This is a genomic window from Gracilibacillus sp. JCM 18860 (genome assembly GCF_055395245.1).
This window is the reverse complement of record NZ_AP043868.1, coordinates 1,707,323-1,731,081: the sequence shown is the minus strand read 5'-3', so window position 1 is coordinate 1,731,081 and position 23,759 is coordinate 1,707,323. Positions and strand designations below refer to the sequence as shown.

Here is a 23,759-nt window from a genome sequence, read left to right as displayed (position 1 = left end):
GTTCTTTTAAATATGAAAAAGAGTGGACAATTAGTCTGTGAATTTTTCATATAGATAAGCGTCAATTCGTTGCATTGATTGGACCTAATGGTTCAGGAAAATCTACTTTAGATGAAAAACTATCTATGTAAACATATGAACCATAATATCCATTTCAGTAAAATTAGAGCGAATGATGTGTGGATAGAGATTATCTATCATCCGTAATCAATAGAGAAGAAATTAGGCATAAACATTATATTCTCCATGGCAACCAATAAATATCTCATATTTATTGGCTTTTTTCTTTATAAAACTTATATGTAGTTTGAGATCAAATGGCTTATGAGCATTTAATCGAACATTTACAAATGATATAATTAATCTGTGTTGAAGAGATTTTATATGGAGTAAAAGAGAAAAGGTACTTACTATAGCTAGTGAAACGAGGAATTTATGAAACCAAATAATGATTGTCATTATTTCCAAAATGTTCGGAGTGGGGAGGATTAACTGCTGGCATAAAAATTAGAGCAATACTAGTTACTGGAGGAATTTTATCTAGTGCTCCTTCCCCTGGTGTGTTCTAGTTTTGGTAAGGTCATGATAGGTAATACATTGTTTGTCAAAAAATTATGCTAAAGGGGATATAGAGATATGATATTAGTTAGTTCCTGCTTAGCAGGCTTAAATGTAAGATATAATGGTACAAACAGTTTTAATAGTAAAATTGCAAAACTCGTAGAAGAAAAGAAAGCTGTTACAATATGTCCAGAATTACTAGGGGGATTTTCAACTCCACGAGAACCTGCAGAAATTGTAGGTGGTAATGGAGAAGATGTACTTGATGGAAAGGCTAAAGTAATCGAGAAATCTGGAAGAGATGTTACGGAACTTTATATCAAGGGTGCTTATGCTACTCTGAATAAAGCTAGAAAAATAAATACATCCATTGTTGTTCTAAAGGAATACAGCCCATCCTGTGGCAGCTCCATGATTTATAATGGTAATTTCATTGGTGAAAAACAAAAGGGAATGGGTGTTACTTCTGCATTATTACTTAGAAATGGAATAAAACTAATCTCGGAAGAACAATTTGCTGACTTCCTTTCTTAGTTTTTTCCAATTTCTTGTGATTTTTGTGCGGGCTAGAATAGAGCAATAACTCAAATTCAGGAGAACGTTTAAGTATGCTAGACGAGGTAGAATGTCCACCGACAACATTAGGTATACTCTAGCTGAGAAAGTGATTGGGTTTATCGTTGGATAACACTATCTTTTCCTTCGTAAGGTTTTGATCAGACAGATTTAAGTTCGATAATTATGAAAATAACGAACTTACTTTAGATATGGAGATCCTAATGCCGAAGAGTATGTTAAAAACTAATGTGGTAGAAGATTATTTCACTCCTACCTATTAGAGAAGAAGGTCAGCGGACTTTCGAAAAACAGGATATATCACACAAATGGAAGTGATATCTTTTTAATAAAAATTACATTACTCAAACTATTTTACACGTAAAAATAAACATTGTATGATTCTAATAAAATAGAAGCATTTATAAGGAGAAACCTACATGACCATTAAGTTAAATGATGTTGCTAAAGTTGCCGGTGTATCGCCAACTACAGTGTCACGAGTTATAAATAATCGTGGGTATATTAGTGAGAAAACAAAACAAAAAGTTGAAAGCGCTATGAAAGAATTAAATTACTATCCAAATGATGTAGCTAGATCATTATATAAAAAAAGAACCTATTTAGTTGGTTTAATCATTCCTGATATTTCGAATCCTTTTTATAGTGAGTTAGCTTTATCTATTGAAGGTATTTGTTCAAAGATGGGTTACAGATTGATTTTATGTAACAGTCTAGGACAACCGAATAAAGAAGAAGAGTATGCGGTTATGCTTATAAGAAACCAAGTAGATGGAATGATTGTATGTTCATACAATCGCGGTGTTGAGACGTATAAAAGGTCAAATCTCCCAATTATAGCCATTGATCATTATCTTTCTTCAACGATACCTGTTGTAGGATCAGATAATTATGAAGGAGGTAAAATGGCAGTTCAGCATTTGATTCATCGTGGCTGTAAATCGATTATCCATATAAATGGACCTGCTGAGCTTGAGACGCCAACCCAGTTAAGAAGAAAAGCATACGAAGATTTAGTTAAGAAACCTTTAACATACGTATTGAATAGTCCTTTCGATGAAGAAGAGATCATGCGTACAATAAGAAAAATCTTTCACGAATATCCTGAAACTGATGGTATCTTCGCGAGTGATGACATGATTGCTGCTGGTTGTCTGCAGGTTGCAGAGGAAATGAATATTGATGTTCCAATGCAGTTGAAAATAGTTGGTTATGATGGTACGTCTACGGTTAGCAAGTTATTACCTCAGCTAACGACGATTAAACAGCCAATAAAAGACATAGCTTCCACAGCTGTAACACAAATGATGAAACTTATTACATATCCTGAGAAAGTTACGGACAGGGAAACTTTTTTATTACCTGAGATTGTAATAAATAAAACAACATAATTCTCCAATAGTCATAACAGGGGAGTATTTTTATTATATGTCAACCGGTTGACATAAGTAAGCGCTTACTATATTATTAGTTTGTAATAAGAAGGTAATTCAAGTAAATAACATGTCAACCGGTTGACATGAACTGACTAAAACAACCTTTTTACAAAGGTTCGAACTTTCCATCCTATCAAGACATCTAGGAGCGTGATACTTAAGTTAAATATGAATGATCAATAATACCGATATAGCTATTTTTAAAGGGGGGTTGTTATGGACCGTAAATTAAATAATAAGCTTGTTTATCGTTTGCTTTTAGTTATGATAATGGGACTAATTATAACAAAGGTGATCCATATGGAATCTTTTGCAACAGAGCTAGTTGGAAATATAAATAAAGATAGGGAGGTTTCTGCAATTAAAGCCAGCACAAATTTATCTAATTGGTTAATACATGGAGCAGGCACACTTGAAGACACAGAACAAGGATTAAAGCTTACATCCGAATTAAATGAGAATGTAATGGCGATTTCAAGTGTTCAATCAGAAGATTTTATTTACGAAGCCGATATAATGGTTCTGGATCAATCTGCCGATACAACCTTGATATTTCGATCTGGTAAGGATGGTTGGGATTCTTATATGGTGCAATTAGTACCAGAAGCAGGACTTATTCGGCTTCGCGATGCTCGTGATGAAAATAGATTAAAAGAAGAAGTTGACGTAAATATTCAAGAGGGAGAAATTTATCATCTTAAGGTAAAGGTAGTAGGAGATAATATTAAAGTATATTGGGAAAATCAATATACTCCAGTGATTGATTCTACTGTATCGCTTTATCATAACGGATATCTAGGGCTAAATGTATGGAATGGTTCCGCACTATTTCAAAATGTGAAAGTGAGTGAACTGGTTACAAATTTAGGTTCAACTATAGTTCAGGAAGGAAATTGGGAACCCAACATAAGAGGCTTAAAAGGATTAACTAGGGAGAATGAAATAGCTAAGAAAGTGTATAAAACACAAGCAAGTGACTTTGTGCTAGAGGGTAATATTTCCTTTGATGATGAACAATCTAAGGCAGGTTTTACATTTCGCATGAATGAAGATGGTACAAAGGGTTATCAAGCTCTACTTACGAAACAAGGAGATGAACTGGTAGCACAACTACAAAAAATAGATGGTACGGTGCTCGGAAAATCTACAAGAAACTTCAAATCACAAAGTGGTACTAAACATCATTTGGAAATAATAGTGAACGAAGAACAAATTACATTGTATATAGATGGTTATTCAGATCCAGCAATTGAAGTTGCAGATAGCAGTTACACGGATGGTTTAACAGGATTGACAGTATTGAGTGGGAAAGCTTATTTTCAGGATGTTTATTTAGTTCCAACGAACAGTTATTACAAAGAAAAATATAGACCGGATTATCATTATACACCAGCTCGAGGTTCTGCAAGTGACCCAAATGGTCTTGTATATTTCGAAGGTGAATACCATCTATTCCATCAAGATGGTGGTAAATGGGCGCATGCTGTTAGTGAGGATTTAATTCATTGGAAACATCTACCTATTGCTTTGCCGTGGAATGATCAAGGGCATATATGGTCAGGTTCTGCGGTAGTAGACATGGATAATGACTCTGGGCTTTTTACTAATTCAAATGGCAAAGGAATGATAGCATACTATACTTCTTTTAACCCTGATGCTAACAATGGGAATCAACGAATTGGCCTTGCTTATAGTATCGATAAAGGTCGAACATGGAAATATTCTAAAGAACATCCTATTGTCATTGAAAATCCAGGAAAAAGTGAGGAAGATCCAGGTGGATGGGATTTTCGTGATCCGAAAGTAGTGCGTGATGAAGCGAATGATCGTTGGATAATGGTTGTATCTGGTGGAGATCATATTCGCTTCTTTACTTCCCAGGATCTTATTCAGTGGGAGCATACGGATAATTTTGGCTATGGCGATTATATCCGTGGAGGAGTATGGGAATGTCCTGACCTTTTTGAACTTCAAATCGAAGGTGCAGATGAGAAGAAGTGGGTCCTTATGATTAGTTCAGGGGCAAATCCGAATACAGAGGGATCTGACGCAGAATATTTTATTGGAGAGCTGACACCTGACGGTAAATTCATCAATGACAATCCAGCTGGGAAAGTATTGAAGACGGACTATGGTAAAGAATTTTATGCATCTATGTCGTTTGCGAACATGCCAGATCATCGTCGTGTGACAATGGCATGGATGACCAATTGGGATTACCCGTTTAATTTTCCAACAGAAGGATGGAAAGGTCAACTTACTATTCCAAGAGAATTGCAGCTAATTCAGACAGATGAAGGGATTAGGCTTGCTCAATCTCCAATAGAAGAATTACAGAACATTCGCAAAACAGTTTTCGAAAAAAAGAATAAGCTTGTAAATCCTTCCAATGGAACAAACCTATTAGAAAAAGTAAATGAAGGTTCCTATGAAATTGAAGCGGAGATCGAAATACCTTCTGATAGTGAAGTAACAGAGTTTGGTTTCCATGTTCGGGAAGGTTCAAAAGAGAAAACAGTGATTGGATACAATATGACAGCCAACCAAGTTTTTGTTGATCGCTCTGATTCTGGTCGGACAGATTTCTCTAATCAATTTACAACTTTCCATGAGGCAGAAATACAACCAGAAAATCAACGTGTTAAACTAAATATATTTGTTGATAACGGATCTGTTGAGGTTTTTGTAAATGATGGGCAAGTTGTATTTTCTGATGTTATTTTTCCAAAAGTAACGAGTAGAGGGCTAAGATTCTTTACAGAGGGTGGTCCTGTTAATGTTATCTCTGTAAAAGTACACAAATTTGATGATATCTGGAATCGGGATACTAATGATGGTGCTAGCATTGTGATTGATACCAGTCAGAAAGAGATGAATATTGGAGATACGCTATCCATGGATGCTACATTAATTGATGGAAACGGAAATGGTGCTCAACCAAAATGGGAAACAACAGATTCTGATATTGTGAGCATCGAGTCTTCCAATGGAAATAATGCCTTAATAACAGCTGCTAATGCTGGAGAAGCAGAGATAATAGTTTCCACGCCAAATCATAAAGTGTCTGAAAGTGTTAAAGTAAAGGTATATAAAGGGAATTTTAATACTAATTTGAGCGGATGGAAGTCTGATATTGCTACCGTCAAATGGATTTCTACCGAAGACGGAATTAGTGGTTCGCATACCAGTGACGCCAATTATATGGCTAAAGATACTGGTGGCAACTTCATCTATGAAGCAGAAATGACGATCGATGAAGATGGAGGTGCTGGTGCTATTCTTTTCCGAGCTAGTGAAGATGGAAGAAGTGGCTATTACTTTAACTTAGACCCAAATATGAAGGCTTACCGTCTGTTTTATAAATTAGATGGTCGCTTTGATGATCATATGATTATTGGTAACGTCCCTGCGTTTATTCAGCCGGGAAAGACCTACCAAGTGAAAATAATAGCTAATGGTCCACACATTCAAATTGATGTAGACGGTGAAAAAGTGATGGATATCAAAGATGGGACCTTTGCAGAAGGTCATTTTGGATTAAACGTATTTGGGGGGAGGGCTACTTATCAAAATGTGAAAATTAGTAATGTTACTTAAGCAGAATTAATCGAAACCACTTTTACCAATCAAGAAACAGGTAAATCGTTACATGTATCTTCTTCTAAAAATGGTGAGCCGGTTATCATAGATGAAGAAATGACAACATGGTCATTGATGCCTACTGGTGATGAAAAAGGATCTTACTCAATAAGAACGAAAGATGGTAAAACAATAGATTTAGATACGGCGCAAAATAAAATTCAGCTATATGATTACCTAGGTTATGATAATCAGTGTTGGATCATACAGAATAATGGTAATCAGACCGTAACACTTCTATCTGTCTATAATAATGAAGCATTGGCTATATCGGAGGAAGGGAATATCACGTTGCAACCATATGATCCATTAGAATCACGCCAGCAGTGGACAGTATCTTATTAAGCTTATCTATTTGTTTGGGGGGATTTTGCTTGATCCTAAGGTACAAGAAGGGAGGTTAATAGAGACTTCCCTTCCATCACTTCAGTATCTGTTTTATAACGTCATAAGATTGGACTCGTTCTTTTGAATAATACCAACAAAAATGACAATTTGTATAAGATACTTAAATGTTTTACATGTATTTGGAGGAACCGTTATGTTTTTTTCATTACGAAATAAATTATTCCTTGTATTTTCTTGTTTATTAACGGTCCCATTCCTTATTTTATCACTTGTTATCCCAAGTTTGTTTACGAATTATATAAAAAACCAAACACAAGAATTAACAATTGAAATGATGGGTCAATTCTCACTTTATATTAATTCCATTACGATACAAGCTGCAGATGTTGGTCAGCAAGTGTTGGTTAATCCTATTACACAGGAATGGTTACGTATTGAAGCAACACACAATGATAATGAAACTCTTTCGACAGCTCGATTACTTGTAAGGAACGAATTGAATACTTTATTAAGTACGATGACGGTCAATAATTCTAATAGTATTTCTGTGTCAATATTTACCCACGACGGCGAGGGAATTTGGGGGAGGTATCCCAACTTAGAAGATACTGACTGGTATAATGATTTTATCCACCATAACAAAACATATACACATTCACATACTGATGCGAATCAACAATCTGCTTTAATGAGAGATAAAGATATTAATAGTCATCTTATCCCGTTAGTTGATATGAATTCACTCGAGGATAGTGGTGTGATTAAGGTGAACTTTTCGACAGATTTGATCGAGGAATCCTTAAAAAAGATTAAAACCGGTAAATATGGAAATACCTTTATAGTCGATGAGCAAGGTGCAAATGTTCTAAAGGGTGAAATAAAAACACCACCACACATCATTGCTAATACTTTAGCAAAAATAAAAGATACACAAAACGAAAAGGGGCTAGTAGAGCTAGGCGACGATAATGAAGAATATTTGTTGTTTTACCAACAGTTATCTGTAGGCGATTGGATTCTATTGCATGAAGTTACAAAAGATGATTTATTTGCCCAACCAAACCAATTACAGAAAAGTATGCTCTTTTTAAGTATAGGAGTGTTTTTCATTACTGTGTTTGCTTCCTTTATGTTCTCATCTTCTATCACTAATCCACTGAAAGAATTAACAAAAGCAATGAATTACTTGGAAAAAGGTGATTTTTATAGTGCCCAGCAAATGATGCCAACCATTGAATCTGAAAATAATGAAATTCGTTATGTATTACAAGTATTCGCTCATACGATAGATCGGTTAAGAAGTTTAATTGACAATGAGTATAAGGCCAACATTCGTAGGCGTAATGCGGAGTATAAAGCACTATTGCTTCAAATCAACCCACACTTTTTGAATAACACCTTGGAAGTTATTGGGGGATTGGCTGCTCAAGGTAAGAATAAAGATGTCATGAATGTGAGTGTTTATTTAGGTAAAATGTTGCGGTATTCATTAAATACAAAATCGAATATTGTTACATTAGGTGAAGAGATCCAATATATTCGCCATTATGCAAAGATTTTACAACTTCGATATGAGGATGACTTGCAAATTATGGTTGATGAAGATCCAAGTTCGAAGGATCTTCCAATTATTAAATTTATTGTACAACCACTAGTGGAAAATGCAGTAAAATACAGCTTGATCTCGAAAAATCATGCAAAAATAGATATTAGAATAAGCTATCAGGCGAATCATTTAGCGATCGTGATTGAGGATGATGGGATTGGGATGTCGGAAGACGTGGTTCAAAAATTAATAAATAGTGATAAAAGCTCTAATCATTCAAATGTTTTAGAAAGCAGTGGGAATAGTATAGGACTTAAAAACGTACTGGAGCGTTTACGATTATATTACGGAGATCAATTTTCCTATCAGATAGATACAGAGAAGGCTAAGGGAACACGAATCACTCTATCTATTGCTTACGAGAGGAGGCAGGGAGATGCGGAATGTTTTGATTGTTGATGATGAAGTGCAAATACGGAAGGGGTTGCAATGGAAGGCTGATTGGAAAGAAGAAGGTTTCCAAATTGTAGCAGAAGCAGAAAACGGAAAAGAAGCATTTTCGTTAATCGCAGAGAAAAGCATTGATCTTTTAATGACGGATGTTAGAATGCCAGTAATGGGTGGCATCGAATTGGCGAAGCAATGCAAGGAATATTACCCTAATATAAAAGTGATTGTACTTTCTGGTTATTCAGACTTTGAATATGTAAAAAATTCAATGAAAGGAGGAGTAAGAGATTATCTTCTAAAACCAGTTGATCCAGATGAATTACAAGAAGTATTAAGACGAATGAAAGAGGAATTAGATCAGGAAAAGAGTAAACAAGTGGAGTCGGACCGGTTGCAAAGACTAGTGCGCTCTCAATTACAAGAAGTGCAGGAACAAGCCTTACTCTCCTTAGTAAAAGAGGAATGGCAACAGCATTGTATCTTGAAAGAAAAACTGAAACTATTGAAATTACACAGCCTACTCCAAGCTAATGTGAAAGCACAGTTTATCACCGTAGAGATAAGGGACTTAAATAAACATTCTCATAGGGTCAATGAATTACGGACAGCCTTTCACATGTTATGTAAAGAAATAGTGGAAGATAAACCAAACTTGTTCTCTTTTTATGATCCCAATTATACAAACATGATGCAATTTTTACTTTTGATCGAAAAGAATGACTCCAACAGTACATCTTGTTTAGCGAAGACCATTCAGTTTAATGTGAAAACATTATTGAAATTTGAAACAGTCATTGGCATAGGTAATATAGTAACAGGGCTAGCTGAATTTAAAATGGGTTATATTTCTAGCTTATTATCTTGGAGCCAAAGTCAGCTAGGGACGCATTCGCAAGTAATTGATGAAAATGTAAGAAAAGAAGGGATTACGAGCTTTTCACCAGCGTTGGAAAAAAGAATAACAAATGCTATCGAACAGACAGATATGGACAGATTTAAAACAGAACTCGACTTGTCACTGGGTTTAACAACGAAGCAATCAGTGTTGTCATTTTCTATCGGAGCGAACCGAATATTATTTTCTTTAATTTCCATAGCTAAAAAATATGATATGGAAACAACTGATATGCAACGGTTTATTTGGGAATGTCAACAGACAATTTGGGAGCTTAATGCACAAAGGAAAGTAATGAACAGTCTTGTTCAACTTGCCAATAAGATCATTGAACAAGTAAATAATACCCGTATTACTGATGGAAAATTAATTGTAGATGGTGTGCGACGATATATTGATCAGCATTATGGGAGTGATATTTCTTTAACGACCTTATCAGAGCTATTTCACATTAACAGTGCTTACTTATCCGAAATATTCAAAGTACAAACTGGGAGGAATTTTAGTGAATATTTGGTGGAAAGACGGATGAAGGAAGCCAAGCAATTTCTAAAAGATCAGCATTTAAAGATAATTGATGTGGCGAACTTAGTCGGTTTTTCCAGTTCAGCTTATTTTAGTACTGTTTTTAAGAAACATATCGGTCAAACACCAGTAGAGTATCGAAAATTTTTAAATGTTGAATAAAGGATGCTTTAAGTATGAAAAAAGTAATTTATTTGATAGCTTTCGGTCTAATAATTTGTGTTGTCATTGGATATTTAATCTTATTAATAAGGCCATTCGTTTATGAACAAGATACGGATAGTGTTAAAGAGGTAAGTGGTGTGGAAGATAAAGTGCATCTTAAATTCTGGCGTAATTATGGTAATTCTGCTGAAAATAGGGCATATGCTGAGTTGATCGCCGATTTTGAAAATGAACACCCAAACATTATTATTGATATGGAAAGCATTGAATATAATAACTATGAAGTTAAATTGCGTACAGATATTGTTACGGGTACTGGACCTGACATTATGGCAATCGATAGTCCTTATTTAGCATTATATGCAAATGCAGGAACATTACTACCTTTAGATCCATATATAACAGAGGATGTAGGAATAGAGGATGATTTTCCTGAAGCCACTATAGAAGGTTTAAAGTACGAAGATAAATTATATTTAATGCCAATCATCGAATCTAGTATTGCTTTATACTATAATATCCACCTTTTTGAAGAAGCGGGTGTATCGTTTCCAGATAAAGATCCTGCCAATCCAATGACATGGGAAAAGACGGTGGAAATAGCTAGGGAAGTACAAAATCCTGAACAAGGTATATATGGGATTGACCCAGCCCAAGGCTTTGGTGGTGGTGAAGCACCTGCCTATTTTAAACTGCCATTCTTTTGGCAATTTGGTACAAATGTCTTAAGTCCTGATGCTTCTACAGCGAGTGGTTATTTGGATTCCCCAAAAGCTGTTAAAGCCCTACAGTTTTATCAAGACATGTATCATAAAGAAGTAGTTGCCACACTTGAGTTGCCAAGTGAAGCTTTTGAAAAGAATAAACTAGCCATGACAGTACTTGGTTCTTGGGCTATCACAGAATTTGAAAATAACGAATTACTTCTAGGGAGAGATTTTGGGGTTGCACCACTTCCAAAAGCTGAGCAACAAGTAGTTCCCAATGGTAGTTGGGCATTGGGTATCTCAGCAACAACGAAACAACCTGAAGAAGCCTGGCAATTTATTCGTTATATCACAAGTTACGAGGCTATCAAAAAGTATGTCACGATAACTAAAGATGTGCCAGCACGATATTCAGTTGCTAAAGATTTACCTGTATTTAACGAATACCCTTACAATATTTTCTTGGAGCAAGCTTATAATTACTCGCAAAATCGGCCTATTACTCCTGCTTATCCTGATATCAGCAAAGCGATCAAGAAATTATTTGAAGATATCGGGATAGCGAACAGAGATGTCAAATCGTCTATTGATGAAGCTATCGAAACGATTAATAATCGCTTACTAGAAATAGAATAATTATGTGTATCGTTGTATACCGCTGCCATGTTCCCAAAAATTTTATATGATATGAACCAAAAATATTACAATTGCATTAGTGCTTTTTTTGGTACAGTAAAAGTAAGCAAAGGATGTATGGGGGATGAGGTAACATGTTTGAAAAAAGATGGTATAATCGATTAGGGGATTTTGGTTTCAATTTAATTCTTTTAAACATATTGTGGGTTGCTTTTACTTTGTTAGGTCTCGTTATATTTGGCCTTTTTCCTGCAACTATAGCATTATTTGCTGTGATTAGAAAATGGATATTAGAAAATGAAGATACTCCAATTCTACAAGAGTTTATCAAACGGTATAAGGCTGAATTTAAGATGGCCAATGTTATAGGGTATATTGTTTTTTTGATAGGAATGGGGTTATATTTAGATTTTCAAATTGTTCAAAAGATAAGTAATGAAAGTTTGCAAGTACTTCTAATTAATGCCATTCTAGTAATTGGTATCTTTTATCTTATTGCAGTTTTGTATGTTTTTCCACTATATGTTCATTTTGATTTTAAATTGATGAAATATCTACAATATGCATGCATACTTTCGATTGCTCGACCGTTTCAAACGATCATGATGGTTGCTTTCGTTGGTGTTATCTTGTACTTGTATATGTTGATGCCAGCGCTAATCTTTCCGTTTGGAATGAGCTTGTTCAGCTATATCGTTATGAGGGTAGCGGCCTTATCCTTTCCAAAAAAGAAAGTACTCCAAGAAACGTAATTGTAAAATCACTAGTTTATGCTAGTGGTTTTTTTTATTGATAAGAAGCATAACCTGCATGTCTAATCCCGTTCCTTCCTAGAAAAGTGTCCAACCCTTTTAGAAAGAAGTGGGGAGGAGAGTTTCTAAACAGAGCCATCCTTCTGGACTACCTTACTTACTTAAAAATTTTTAGCCAAAAAAATTGAAGGTTGTTAACCTAAGAAATTGAAATAAAACGTTTTCGATATTTGATATATTAAAAAGTAAGCGGTACCTATTCGTTGTGTCACACGATTCACAGGCTTAGAAGAAGGAGGGAGTAATTTGGCTCAGAGGTTGGAGACATCAGCTAAGAGGGGAAATCTAACAAGTCAGATGTCTGATGTAAAGAAAAAGAAACAAAGTCCATTTGAATATATCAAAAAGAATTATGTATTGTATCTATTTTTATTACCAGCTATGATCCTAGTATTTATTTTTAATTATGTTCCAATGTATGGTGTGACGATCGCCTTTAAGGATTTTAGTCCTTTGAAAGGAATTGCAGGGAGCGAATGGGTGGGCTTTGAACATTTTATCAAATTCTTAGAATCACCCAATTTTCAGCAAATTTTTATGAATACGATTAAGTTGAGTACGTTCGAACTACTCTTTGGTTTTCCGGTACCAGTCATTTTAGCAATCATGCTAAACCAAGTGAGAAGAGCGAGAATTAAGAAAAATATTCAGCTTATTATTTATGCTCCACACTTTATATCGGTAGTAGTTATTGCTGGTATGATCTTTATCTTCCTGTCACCAGCAGGACCACTAAATGCATTACTTACATTAATATTTGATCGTCCAGTATCTTTTATGTCTGAACCGAGCTATTTTCGAACTATTTTCATTGTCTCAGGGATTTGGCAAGGGGCAGGCTTTGCATCCATTATTTATGTTGCAGCATTATCTAATGTAGACCCTCAATTACACGATGCGGCAACAATGGACGGTGCTTCATTATTGCAACGTATCAGACATATTGATTTGCAAACATTGAAACCAACGATGACAGTGTTGTTTATTTTAGCTGTTGGAGGAATCATGACGATTGGATTTGAGAAAGCATACTTATTGCAGACATCCATGAATTTACCTGCATCAGAAATTATTGATACGTATGTTTATAAACGAGGATTGCAAGCAGCTGATTGGTCATTCGGTGCAGCAATAGGTTTATTCAATTCGATTATTAGTTTGGTCCTGCTAATCACAGTCAATACAATTGTGAAAAAAGTAAACGGTGAAACCCTTTACTAGAAAGGAGGCAGTAAGATGAATAATAACCTCATTAATAATTCAAAGACAGATAAATTATTACTTTTAATTAATAAAATACTCTTAAGCATAATAGTTCTCATTGTCACAATACCCCTTTTGTATGTATTAATAGGTTCATTTTTACAGCCTGATGTCCTACTGACAAAAGGATTGTCGTTCGATTCTAAGCATTGGACCATTGATGGTTATGTTCGAATTTTTAATGATGGATCGATTATGAGAGGATTTCTAAATTCCATTTTATACGCCACTGGTTTTACACTTGTGTCAGTTGGCTTTACAGTCCTCGCTGGTTACTCTTTATCCGTGGATAGCCTAGTAGGGAAGAGAATTATTATGATTTATTTTCTAGTTACGATGTTTTTTAACGGTGGCATGGTTCCCACTTATCTATTAGTAAAAGAATTAGGTTTACTTAATAGTCCGTGGGCAATTATTTTACCTGGGGCTATTACCGTTTGGAATATTATCTTGGCAAGAACCTATTTTAAAGGATTGCCAAATGAGTTGATAGAGGCAGCAAGAATTGATGGTGCATCAGACACCAGAATTTTCCTTAGTATTATATTGCCATTATCCAAACCTATTATCTTTGTGCTCGCACTATACTCATTTATTGGACAATGGAATGCTTACTTCGATGCGATGATTTACTTAGAGGATAGAAGTCTTTATCCTCTACAGTTAATTTTACGTGACATTTTAATCCAAAATGAAGTGGAGCCAGGCATGATTGGCGATCAAATGGCGAGAGCTGAATTGCAGAGAATTGCTGAAATGATTAAGTATTCTGCCATTGTTATCGCAAGTCTACCATTAATGATTATGTATCCTTTTTTCCAGAAGTACTTCGAGAAAGGTGTTATGGTAGGGTCTTTAAAATAAAAAAAGTGAGGAGCAAATTTTATGAAAAATTTGTATCGACGTTTAGCAGTAATAGTACTATTCAGTATTTTATTAATGGCTGGTTGCAGTAGTAATGAAAAAGCTTCTTCTGAAAATTATAAGCTAACGGACATCCGTTTTCCGTTAGAGGAAGAAGTAACATTAAAGTTTATAACGGAAAGTTCACCAATGGCTCCTGAAGATCCTAATGATAAATTGATCTTACAACGTTTAGAGGAAGAAACAGGTGTACACATTGAATGGAAAAATTATTCAGGTGAATCCTTTGCAGAACAAAGAAATTTAGCTGTAGCAAGCGGTGAGTTACCAGATGCAATTATGAATACAGGTTATAGTGATTATGAATTGTTAGACTTAGCAGATGATGGAGCAATCATACCTGTTGAAGATTTAATAGATCAGTATATGCCCAATTTACAAGCAGTATTAGAGAAGGCACCTGAATATCGGGCAATGATGACAGCACCTGATGGACATATTTATGCGTTTCCATGGATTGAAGAACTAGGATCTGGAAAGGAAAGTATCCATTCACTTGATGCAACAGGCTGGATCAATGTTGAATGGTTAGATGAACTAGGTTTAGATATGCCTTCAACAACAGAAGAATTAAAAGAAGCATTAATTGCTTTTAAAGAAAATGATATGGCAGGTGACGGTCAAACCATTCCAATGTCATTTATTATCAACCATGGTGGGGAAGATGTATCCTACTTATTTTCTCCGTTTGGCGAGGGTGAGAACTGGAATCACACGGTAGTAACGAATAATCATGAAGTAATCTTTACTTCTGCCCAAGATGGATATAAAGATGCCATTAACTATTTAAATGAATTATATGAATTAGATTTAATTGATATAGAAGCTTTTGAACAAGATTGGAATACCTACCTTGCCAAGGGTAAAGAAGAGCGTTATGGTTTATATTTTACATGGGATAAAGCCAATATCACTGGTATGAATGATAAGTATAAAATGTTGCCACCATTAGAAGGACCTGATGGGCGTAAACATGTGGCCCGATCCAATGGTATGGGGTTTGACCGTGCACGAATGGTTATTACAAATGCCAATGAAAATCTCGAATTAACAGCAAAATGGATCGATCAATTATATGATCCTCATCAGTCTGTACAAAATAACTGGGGAACATATGGTGATGAAGAGAAACAAAATATATTTGAATATGATGAAAATGAAGATATGTTAAGACATTTACCTTTAGAAGGGACGGCTCCAGTTGAGCTCCGTGAGAAAACGTCAATTGGTGGGCCACTAGCGATTTTAGATGAATATTATGGTGACGTAACAACAATGCCAGATGATGCAGCATGGAGGTTAGAGCAACTCCATGAAAAATTAGTTCCATATATGAACAATGAAAATATTTATCCAAATGTTTTTATGTCACTAGATGAGTTAACAAAGCTATCTGATCTTGAGGCAGATTTATTCCCATATGTTGAAAGGAAAAAGGCAGAGTGGATTACGAACGGTAATGCTGAAGCAGAATGGGAAGAGTATCTAGCAGAATTAGATCGTCTCGGCTACCAAGAGTGGTTAGAAATTAAACAAACAGCATATGATCGAAATAGAGAGGCAGAAGCGGAGGTACAATAACATGACAAAACTAAAACAGGCTGAAAAATATCGACCTTATTTACACTTTTCACCGAGTAAGAATTGGATGAATGATCCAAACGGTTTAATTTATTTTAAAGGAGAATATCATCTTTTTTTTCAACATAATCCACATGACAGCAAATGGGGTCCCATGCATTGGGGCCATGCTGTTAGTAAAGATTTAGTTACTTGGGATGAGTTACCTATAGCTTTGTATCCTGATGAAGATGGCACGATTTTTTCAGGAAGTGCTGTTGTTGATTGGAATAATACCACGGGTTTTTTCCCTGATCAACCGGGGATTGTCGCGATTTTTACACATCATTTAGAGAGCGAAGTACACAACCCGCCAAAACAGTCACAAGGTTTAGCCTATAGTTATGATAATGGAAGGACATGGATAAAGTATCGCAATAATCCAGTGTTAAAACATGACTCAAAAGTTGACTTTAGGGATCCGAAAGTGTTTTGGCATCATTCATCGAATAAATGGGTGATGGTGTTGGCAACAGGCGAATCCATCTCTATTTATTCCTCTCACAATTTAATAGATTGGAGTTTTGAAAGTGAGTTTGGAGAAAATATCGGATCACATGACGGTGTTTGGGAGTGTCCGGACTTGTTTGAACTAAAGGTAGAAAATAATGAGGAATCTAAATGGGTACTTTTGGTGAGTATTGGAGATAACCCTAATATAGATAACGGTTCACGTACTCAATATTTTGTCGGGACATTTGATGGTTCTATATTTAGGGCTGAACATGAGGGGACAAAGTGGTTAGATTATGGAAAGGACAATTATGCGGGTGTGAGCTTCGCTGATATACCTGAAGAAGATGGAAGACGTATTTATCTGGGGTGGATGAGTAACTGGCGTTATGCTAATGAAGTACCAACTCATGGCTGGAGGAGTCAAATGACCATACCTAGGGAACTTGGGCTTCGAAGAGACAAAGATTCCTATACAATAATTCAAGTGCCGGTACAAGAATTAGATTATTATTTTACAAGAAAAGAAATAATTAAAAACGAATGGATAGGTAAGGAACTTCGATATGATTTCAATGTGTCGTATGGGATGATAACGCTGAATATTGGAAATAAAGATGCGGTAAAATATGGTGTGAATATTCATCACACACCAACAAATGTAACGTCTATCATTATTGATACACAAAAAAATCTATTAGTACTGGATCGAAATAAATCAGGAATCGTTTCTTTTTCAGATAATTTCCCAATTCAGCAAGAAATCAAATTATCTGATACACGGAAAATTAAACTAAGCATGATTATTGATTCTTCTTCAATTGAAATATTTGGGAATGGAGGAGAATTTGCTTTAACTAGCTTAGTTTATCCGGATAAAATATGTGAAGAAGTTTCGTTATATGCTTTAGATGGTGAGATTAATGTTGAAGAAGGGTATTTTTTAAAGCCTAATACTTAACAATTTCAGGATGTGCAAAGAATGGCCAGAAGATCGAAAATTAAGCTTCTGGCTTTTTATCGATAGCATATGGTAATAGAATGTAAGTTTTATTTTTCTATGAGATAAAATTATATAAATAAGTTGGTGATTAATAATGTTTGATGTAACTGCATTAGGCGAGATTTTAGTGGATTTTACACCAAATGGAGTTAGTAAAAATGGAAATCCTATATTTGTGGCAAATCCGGGAGGAGCTCCGAGTAATTTATTGGTTTCATTATCTCACTTAGGTAAAGAAACTTCATTTATTGGATCAGTTGGGATAGATAAATTTGGGAGGATGCTTGTAGATACATTATGTGACAATTCGGTTACTACTTCAGGGGTGGTATATTCCGATATACATACAACACTTGCGTTTGTTCATATAGATGAAAGTGGAGATCGTTCCTTTAGTTTTTACAGAAATCCAGGAGCCGATACAATGTTATCAAAAGATGATTTGAAATTAGAATTAATTATCAAGTCTAAAATTTTTCATGTGGGATCTATCCTTATGACGAATGAACCTTCCAGAGAAGCTACGAGAATAGCTTTAAAAATAGCAAAGAGAAATGGAGTAACAATATCATATGATCCTAATCTTCGACCAGATTTGTGGAATTGTTTAGAAGAGGCACGAGAGAGAATAGTAGAAACATTATATTATGCAGAAATAGTTAAACTCTCAGAAGAGGAGCTAGAATTTATAACTGGTACGAAAAATGTGGAAAATGGCGCGAAGATAATCACTCAACATTATGATGTGGATTTACTTTTTGTTACGGCTGGTAGTACAGGTAGCTATTGTTGTCAAAAGAATACTATTTTGTTTGAGCCAGGTTTCTCATTAAAGGCTTTAGATACAACCGGATGTGGAGATGCCTTCTTCGGAGGAGTTTTATACAAGCTATTAGAAAGCAACATGCAATATCAAGACATCTCAGAAAAAAGGATGAAAGAAATATTACTATTTGGTAATGCCATGGGTGCATATGTCGCCCAATCAAAAGGAGGAATTCCCTCACTTCCTACCTTAATGGAAATTAATAAATTTATCAGTGTAAAGGGTTAGAAAAGAAATGAATGGCACAAAACACTTTAATATTTGGGTTTACTCTCAAAACGAGGTAAAGGTAGTTATATTACATATAAGCTGAGACAGGGAAGGTTAACATTTAATTATAAATTTTGAGGAGAGGGGTTCAAAGTTAATCTGCTGTTAGAGAGATAAAATTTTTAAAACTTTCATAGTCATTACTTAAAGATTTTATTTAACGGGTGCTAATAATTAAAAAAGGTGATCATTGATATTGATCACCTTTTTCAAATGGTTATAATTTAAATTTCATTTTGTTTTGAATTAGAAGCTAACGCAATTGAAGAAAAAAATTAGACCTTAAATATTTAATATATAGAGGAAACAAAATGAATTGATCAAAAGGAAGAGACAGTACTATATGGCGTATTAAGGGGAGTGCCGTGTTGGAGTTTAGCAATTTCATTCCGCAAAGTATTTAATTCATTAAGTGTCCGCATTTGTTTCTATAACTTATGTTCAAAATAATTTCACCTATAAAATTGATGTTGCAAAGTTTTTCGTTATCTTTTATGACGATTAATTCCTAATGTAATACTATCATCTCCTTGCATCATGTGATAATGCGTCTTTCATGCAGGGCAATAATATATTCATTTAGTATATTTGTAAGATTCATATTATTGTTTGCGAGAATTTCCCTATCGTAGAGATTAGCAGAAAGGTATTCTTGTGCTATAATGTTAAGCATTATTTCTAAATTATAGGAGGAAGCAATGAATCTAAAAGTGATAGAAAAAATTAATCTGCTTACAAATAATAAATTGATTATCTGGTTAAATATTTGGGCATTGGTGATATTTTTAGGCTTAGTGCTTGTTGGCATTTATGCTATGGGAGAGTTTGAGATATTTCCAAAAGAAGAAAAAACATTACTATTTATATTATACATGGTATTAAGGGTGCTGTTATTCTGTTGCAGTTTTATCGTTCTTCTCGTATTACATGAATTAATCCATGGCTTGTTTTTTAAAGTATTTAAGCCGGAAAGTAAGGTGAAATTCGGCTTTAAGAATGGGATGGCGTATGCAGCCAGCCCTGGCTCGATCTATCCGAGAATTCCGTTTTTTATCATCATTATCATGCCATTTATAATCATTAGTGCACTGCTTTCCATTATCAGTTTATTTGGTATTGATTCTACCTTTCTCTATCTATTATTTGCTTGTCATACATCGGGCTGTGTTGGTGATTTTTATTATTGCTACTTGCTTACACGTAAAAAAGGTAAAATTTATATAGAAGACACCGAGGTGGGAATAGATATTTATGAGGAAACAGCATAAAGCGAACATTCTGCATAAAATATTTATAAATATTCGGTTTTAGTATTGACTAATCTTTGCTAGCCTAGTATGATATGAATTGAATTTATTATAATTTAATAATCATTACCTTCCGTCGTATAATATTGGGAATATGTCTCAAAAGTTTCTACCAGAGCACCGTTAAATGCTCTGACTACGAGGAGGATGAAGTTATTATTTAATAGGATAATAACTTCATCTACTTGTAATAGGAACCCCTTTGGATCATGTCCAGAGGGGTTTTTATTTCAGCAAAACTAGGGTGATGGATGAAATGGGAGGAAAAAATAGATGAAAAAGTTTTTTGAGTTTGAGCAGCTTGAAACGAATTATCGTAAAGAAACGATAGCTGGTATAACTACATTTCTAGCTATGGCTTATATTTTGTTCCTTAACCCTTCAATGCTTTCCGATGGCACTGGCATGGATAAGGGTGCGGTTTATGTTGCCACTGCATTGGCCGCTGCCATAGGTACATTAATTATGGGTGTACTCGCAAAGTATCCAATTGCTCTTGCGCCAGGTATGGGATTAAATGCGTTCTTTACTTATACCGTTGTATTAGGCTATGGTATTCCTTGGGAAACAGCATTAGCAGGAGTATTGGTTTCAGGACTTATCTTTATCCTATTAACCTTAACAGGTCTCCGTGAAAAAGTAATTAATGCCATTCCAGCTCATTTGAAAATGGCAGTTGGAGCAGGGATCGGTCTTTTTATTGCTTTTCTAGGGTTTCAAAATGTAGGAATTATTGTATCTGATGAAAGTACAGTAGTAGCACTTGGTGATCTAACCAATCCTGAAACGTTATTAGCCATTATTGGTCTATTTGCCACAGTTATCTTAATTGCAATAGGTTTTAAAGGTGGCGTGTTTTATGGGATGGTGATCACAGCAATTGTTGGAATCATTATTGGCCAAATCCCATTACCTGATAAAATTATAAGTGGAGTTCCTAGTATTGAGCCAACATTTGGGGCTGCCTTCACTCATCTTGGTGATATTTTTACGATTCAAATGCTTGTCGTTATATTAACCTTTTTGTTCGTCGATTTCTTTGATACAGCAGGTACTCTAGTAGCTGTGGCATCAAAAGCGGGTTTAATGAAGGATAATAAGCTTCCAAGAGCAGGAAAAGCATTATTTGCTGATTCTGCTGCAACAGTAGTTGGAGCAACATTAGGTACATCAACTACTACTTCTTATGTGGAGTCTACAACAGGTGTTGGGGCTGGTGGTCGCTCAGGGTTCGCCTCTGTTGTCACAGCGATTTTATTCCTATTAGCACTATTCTTTTCACCATTATTAAATGTCGTCACACCATCTGTAACAGCTCCAGCCTTAATCATTGTTGGGGTATTAATGGCATCTTCTTTAAAGGATATACCTTGGGACAAGTTTGAGATTGCAGTACCAGCATTCCTAACGATTATCATGATGCCACTTGCCTATAGTATAGCAACAGGTATCGCAGTCGGGTTTGTCTTTTATCCAATTACTATGGTTGCAAAAGGAAAAATAAAAGAAGTCAGCCCAGTTATGTGGGGGCTGTTCGTGATCTTTATTCTTTATCTTGGATTTTTACATTAATAGTTGAAAAGGCTTCGGCATTATGCCGAGGCCTTTTGCGTTGTTTGAAGAAGAAGTATTAGGGTAATAAAGAAGAAAGCTTTTCATAATAAGCACTAATGTGCATAATTTGAATCTGCATAAATCTCTTCTTATAGAGAAAAAATAGATTTGTCACCTGCTATGCGACAAAATTAGTTTTCAAGTATCTTGAAGATAGCATAACGGTGTCCTATGATTAGAATTGATGAATAGGAAAATTAGACGGAGAGGAGAAAGATAATGGCTCAGTCAAATATAAAAGTAAAAGTCCAGCAGTTTGGTAATTTTCTAAGTTCGATGGTTATGCCAAACATTGGTGCATTTATAGCATGGGGGCTTATTACTGCTTTATTTATTGCAGATGGTTTTATTCCAAATGAAAACCTTGCAAAATTAGTGGATCCAATGGTGTTTTACCTACTACCATTGTTAATCGGTTACACAGGTGGTAAATTGATTCATGACCAGCGTGGAGGTGTGGTAGGTGCTATCGCGACAATGGGGGTTATTGTCGGTGCGCCAGATACACCGATGTTTTTAGGTGCCATGATCATGGGTCCACTTGGTGGTTATGTGATTAAAAAGTTTGACCAATTAGTGGAGGGTAAAATTAAATCTGGCTTTGAAATGCTGGTAAATAATTTTTCGGCGGGTATTCTCGGAGGACTTCTTGCCATTCTATCCTTCTTGGCTATTGGTCCTGCTGTCAATGGTTTTACTCAACTACTTGTTGCAGGAGTAGATTGGTTAATTGGTGCAGGTCTTTTACCATTAACAAGTATCTTTATTGAACCTGCCAAAATATTATTCCTAAATAATGCAATTAATCATGGGATTCTCTCTCCAATAGGTTTAGAACAGGCGAGAAGCACAGGTGAGTCTATTCTATTCTTATTAGAAGCAAACCCTGGTCCAGGTCTTGGTGTTTTATTAGCCTTTATGCTATTTGGAAAAGGTTCTGCAAAGCAATCCGCACCTGGTGCAGGAATTATTCATTTCTTTGGAGGTATCCATGAAATTTACTTCCCATATGTATTAATGCGCCCAATGCTATTATTTGCGGTTATTTTAGGTGGTATGGGTGGAATACTAACATTAGTACTTTTAGGTGGAGGATTAGCAGCCCCTGCATCTCCTGGTAGTATTTTAGCAATTGCTGCAGTTACCCCTGGAAAAGCAAGTGTTTATATCGCAAACTTTGCTGCTGTTATCGTAGCTACGATTATTTCGTTCGTTGTTGCTGGATTTGTGCTAAAATCAAGTAAACAAGATGACGAAAATATAGAAGAAGCAACACAAAAAATGCAAGAAATGAAAGGGAAGAAAAGCTCTGTGGCAGGGGCACTTCAATCTAATTCAAGAACACTTCCTGATAAGGTAAACAAAATTGTATTTGCTTGTGATGCTGGAATGGGATCGAGTGCTATGGGGGCATCATTATTACGTAAAAAAGTGAAATCTGCTGATCTTGACGTTTCTGTCACCAATACAGCAATTAGTAACCTGCCAGGTGATGCACAGGTTGTTATTACTCAAGAAGAATTAACGCCTCGTGCAAAAGAGAAATTACCCAATGCTTATCATATTTCCGTTGATAATTTCTTATCAAGTCCGGAATATGACAAGCTAATTGACAGCTTGCAAAATGGTGTCACGGAAGAGTTATCTGAAGTGGTAGAAGAAACAGAAGCAGAGGTAACGGGTAAAGATCACGAGCACGATGATGACGATTTATTGCGGGAAGAAAATATCTTCCTTAATCAAGAATTCAATACAAAGGAAGACGCTATTCGATTTGCTGGTGAAGTGTTAGTGAAAGCAGGCTATGTAGAAGAAAGCTATGTGGAGGCAATGATAGAGCGCGATAACATAACATCTACCTATATGGGTAATCATGTTGCCATTCCACATGGTACAGAAGCAGCAAAAAAGGCTGTATTACGTTCAGGGTTTACAGTCCTTCAGGTTCCAAATGGGGTGGATTTTGATGGCAAGGAAGCGAAGTTAATCTTCGGTATTGCAGGAAAAGACGGTACCCATTTAGACATCCTTTCCGGTATTGCCGTAGTTTGTTCAGATGAAGAAAATATTGAACAGATGGTGCAAGCAAAAACAGCGAAGGAATTGTTAGCTATAATTAATAGTAAATGATGGTAATGAGTAGAAAGATGGGGTAGGTCCATCTTTCTATTCTGCTATCTGCT

17 protein-coding genes and 1 riboswitch are annotated in these 23,759 nt (G+C 35.4%); all 17 genes read left to right on the top strand.

Features of this window, described 5'->3' with window-relative positions; translation table 11 throughout:
• Positions 1–41 precede the first annotated feature (41 nt).
• On the top strand, positions 42–131 hold the full coding sequence (locus ACZ5R4_RS08855; RefSeq protein ID WP_464368476.1) for an ATP-binding cassette domain-containing protein: 90 nt from the start codon (positions 42–44) through the stop codon (positions 129–131).
• 505 nt (positions 132–636) lie between these two features.
• Entirely contained in the window at positions 637–1,095 is a 459-nt protein-coding gene (locus ACZ5R4_RS08850; RefSeq protein WP_054860909.1) for a 2-thiouracil desulfurase family protein, read from the top strand.
• Between the two features lie 461 nt (positions 1,096–1,556).
• Positions 1,557–2,528, top strand: a complete 972-nt coding sequence (locus ACZ5R4_RS08845; RefSeq protein ID WP_277679010.1) for a LacI family DNA-binding transcriptional regulator — start codon at positions 1,557–1,559, stop codon at positions 2,526–2,528.
• A 261-nt stretch (positions 2,529–2,789) separates the two neighbouring features.
• The gene (locus ACZ5R4_RS08840; protein WP_464368366.1) at positions 2,790–6,170 is read left to right on the top strand and encodes a GH32 C-terminal domain-containing protein; all 3,381 of its coding nucleotides are present in this window, start codon (positions 2,790–2,792) and stop codon (positions 6,168–6,170) included.
• Positions 6,171–6,269: 99 nt separating this feature from the next.
• On the top strand, positions 6,270–6,557 hold the full coding sequence (locus ACZ5R4_RS08835) for an RICIN domain-containing protein (protein ID WP_054860910.1): 288 nt from the start codon (positions 6,270–6,272) through the stop codon (positions 6,555–6,557).
• 196 nt (positions 6,558–6,753) lie between these two features.
• Positions 6,754–8,565, top strand: coding sequence for a cache domain-containing sensor histidine kinase (locus ACZ5R4_RS08830; RefSeq protein ID WP_277679008.1), 1,812 nt, complete (start codon positions 6,754–6,756; stop codon positions 8,563–8,565).
• Positions 8,543–10,138, top strand: a complete 1,596-nt coding sequence (locus ACZ5R4_RS08825) for a response regulator transcription factor (protein WP_464368365.1) — start codon at positions 8,543–8,545, stop codon at positions 10,136–10,138. Before ACZ5R4_RS08830 ends, ACZ5R4_RS08825 begins: the two co-directional genes overlap by 23 nt.
• 14 nt (positions 10,139–10,152) lie before the next feature.
• The gene (locus ACZ5R4_RS08820) at positions 10,153–11,484 is read left to right on the top strand and encodes an ABC transporter substrate-binding protein (RefSeq protein ID WP_464368364.1); all 1,332 of its coding nucleotides are present in this window, start codon (positions 10,153–10,155) and stop codon (positions 11,482–11,484) included.
• Between the two features lie 134 nt (positions 11,485–11,618).
• Positions 11,619–12,236, top strand: a complete 618-nt coding sequence (locus ACZ5R4_RS08815) for a YesL family protein (protein WP_464368363.1) — start codon at positions 11,619–11,621, stop codon at positions 12,234–12,236.
• 357 nt (positions 12,237–12,593) lie between these two features.
• A complete protein-coding gene (locus tag ACZ5R4_RS08810) occupies positions 12,594–13,517 on the top strand; it encodes an ABC transporter permease subunit (RefSeq protein WP_054860955.1) in 924 nt (307 codons plus the stop codon).
• Between the two features lie 15 nt (positions 13,518–13,532).
• Entirely contained in the window at positions 13,533–14,423 is an 891-nt protein-coding gene (locus ACZ5R4_RS08805; RefSeq protein ID WP_464368362.1) for a carbohydrate ABC transporter permease, read from the top strand.
• Positions 14,424–14,444: 21 nt separating this feature from the next.
• Complete coding sequence (locus ACZ5R4_RS08800) at positions 14,445–16,064, top strand: extracellular solute-binding protein (RefSeq protein WP_277679003.1); 1,620 nt, start codon at positions 14,445–14,447, stop codon at positions 16,062–16,064.
• Between the two features lies 1 nt (position 16,065).
• Entirely contained in the window at positions 16,066–17,517 is a 1,452-nt protein-coding gene (locus ACZ5R4_RS08795; protein WP_464368361.1) for a glycoside hydrolase family 32 protein, read from the top strand.
• Between the two features lie 136 nt (positions 17,518–17,653).
• Positions 17,654–18,613 (top strand): PfkB family carbohydrate kinase, encoded by a 960-nt coding sequence (locus ACZ5R4_RS08790; RefSeq protein WP_277679001.1) that lies wholly within the window; start codon positions 17,654–17,656, stop codon positions 18,611–18,613.
• A gap of 740 nt (positions 18,614–19,353) precedes the next feature.
• Entirely contained in the window at positions 19,354–19,923 is a 570-nt protein-coding gene (locus ACZ5R4_RS08785; RefSeq protein WP_054860917.1) for a DUF3267 domain-containing protein, read from the top strand.
• A 95-nt stretch (positions 19,924–20,018) separates the two neighbouring features.
• A riboswitch (purine riboswitch) is annotated at positions 20,019–20,121 on the top strand.
• A 114-nt stretch (positions 20,122–20,235) separates the two neighbouring features.
• Entirely contained in the window at positions 20,236–21,534 is a 1,299-nt protein-coding gene (locus ACZ5R4_RS08780; protein WP_109985810.1) for an NCS2 family permease, read from the top strand.
• Positions 21,535–21,795: 261 nt separating this feature from the next.
• Positions 21,796–23,706, top strand: a complete 1,911-nt coding sequence (locus ACZ5R4_RS08775) for a PTS mannitol transporter subunit IICBA (RefSeq protein WP_109985811.1) — start codon at positions 21,796–21,798, stop codon at positions 23,704–23,706.
• Positions 23,707–23,759 lie beyond the last annotated feature (53 nt).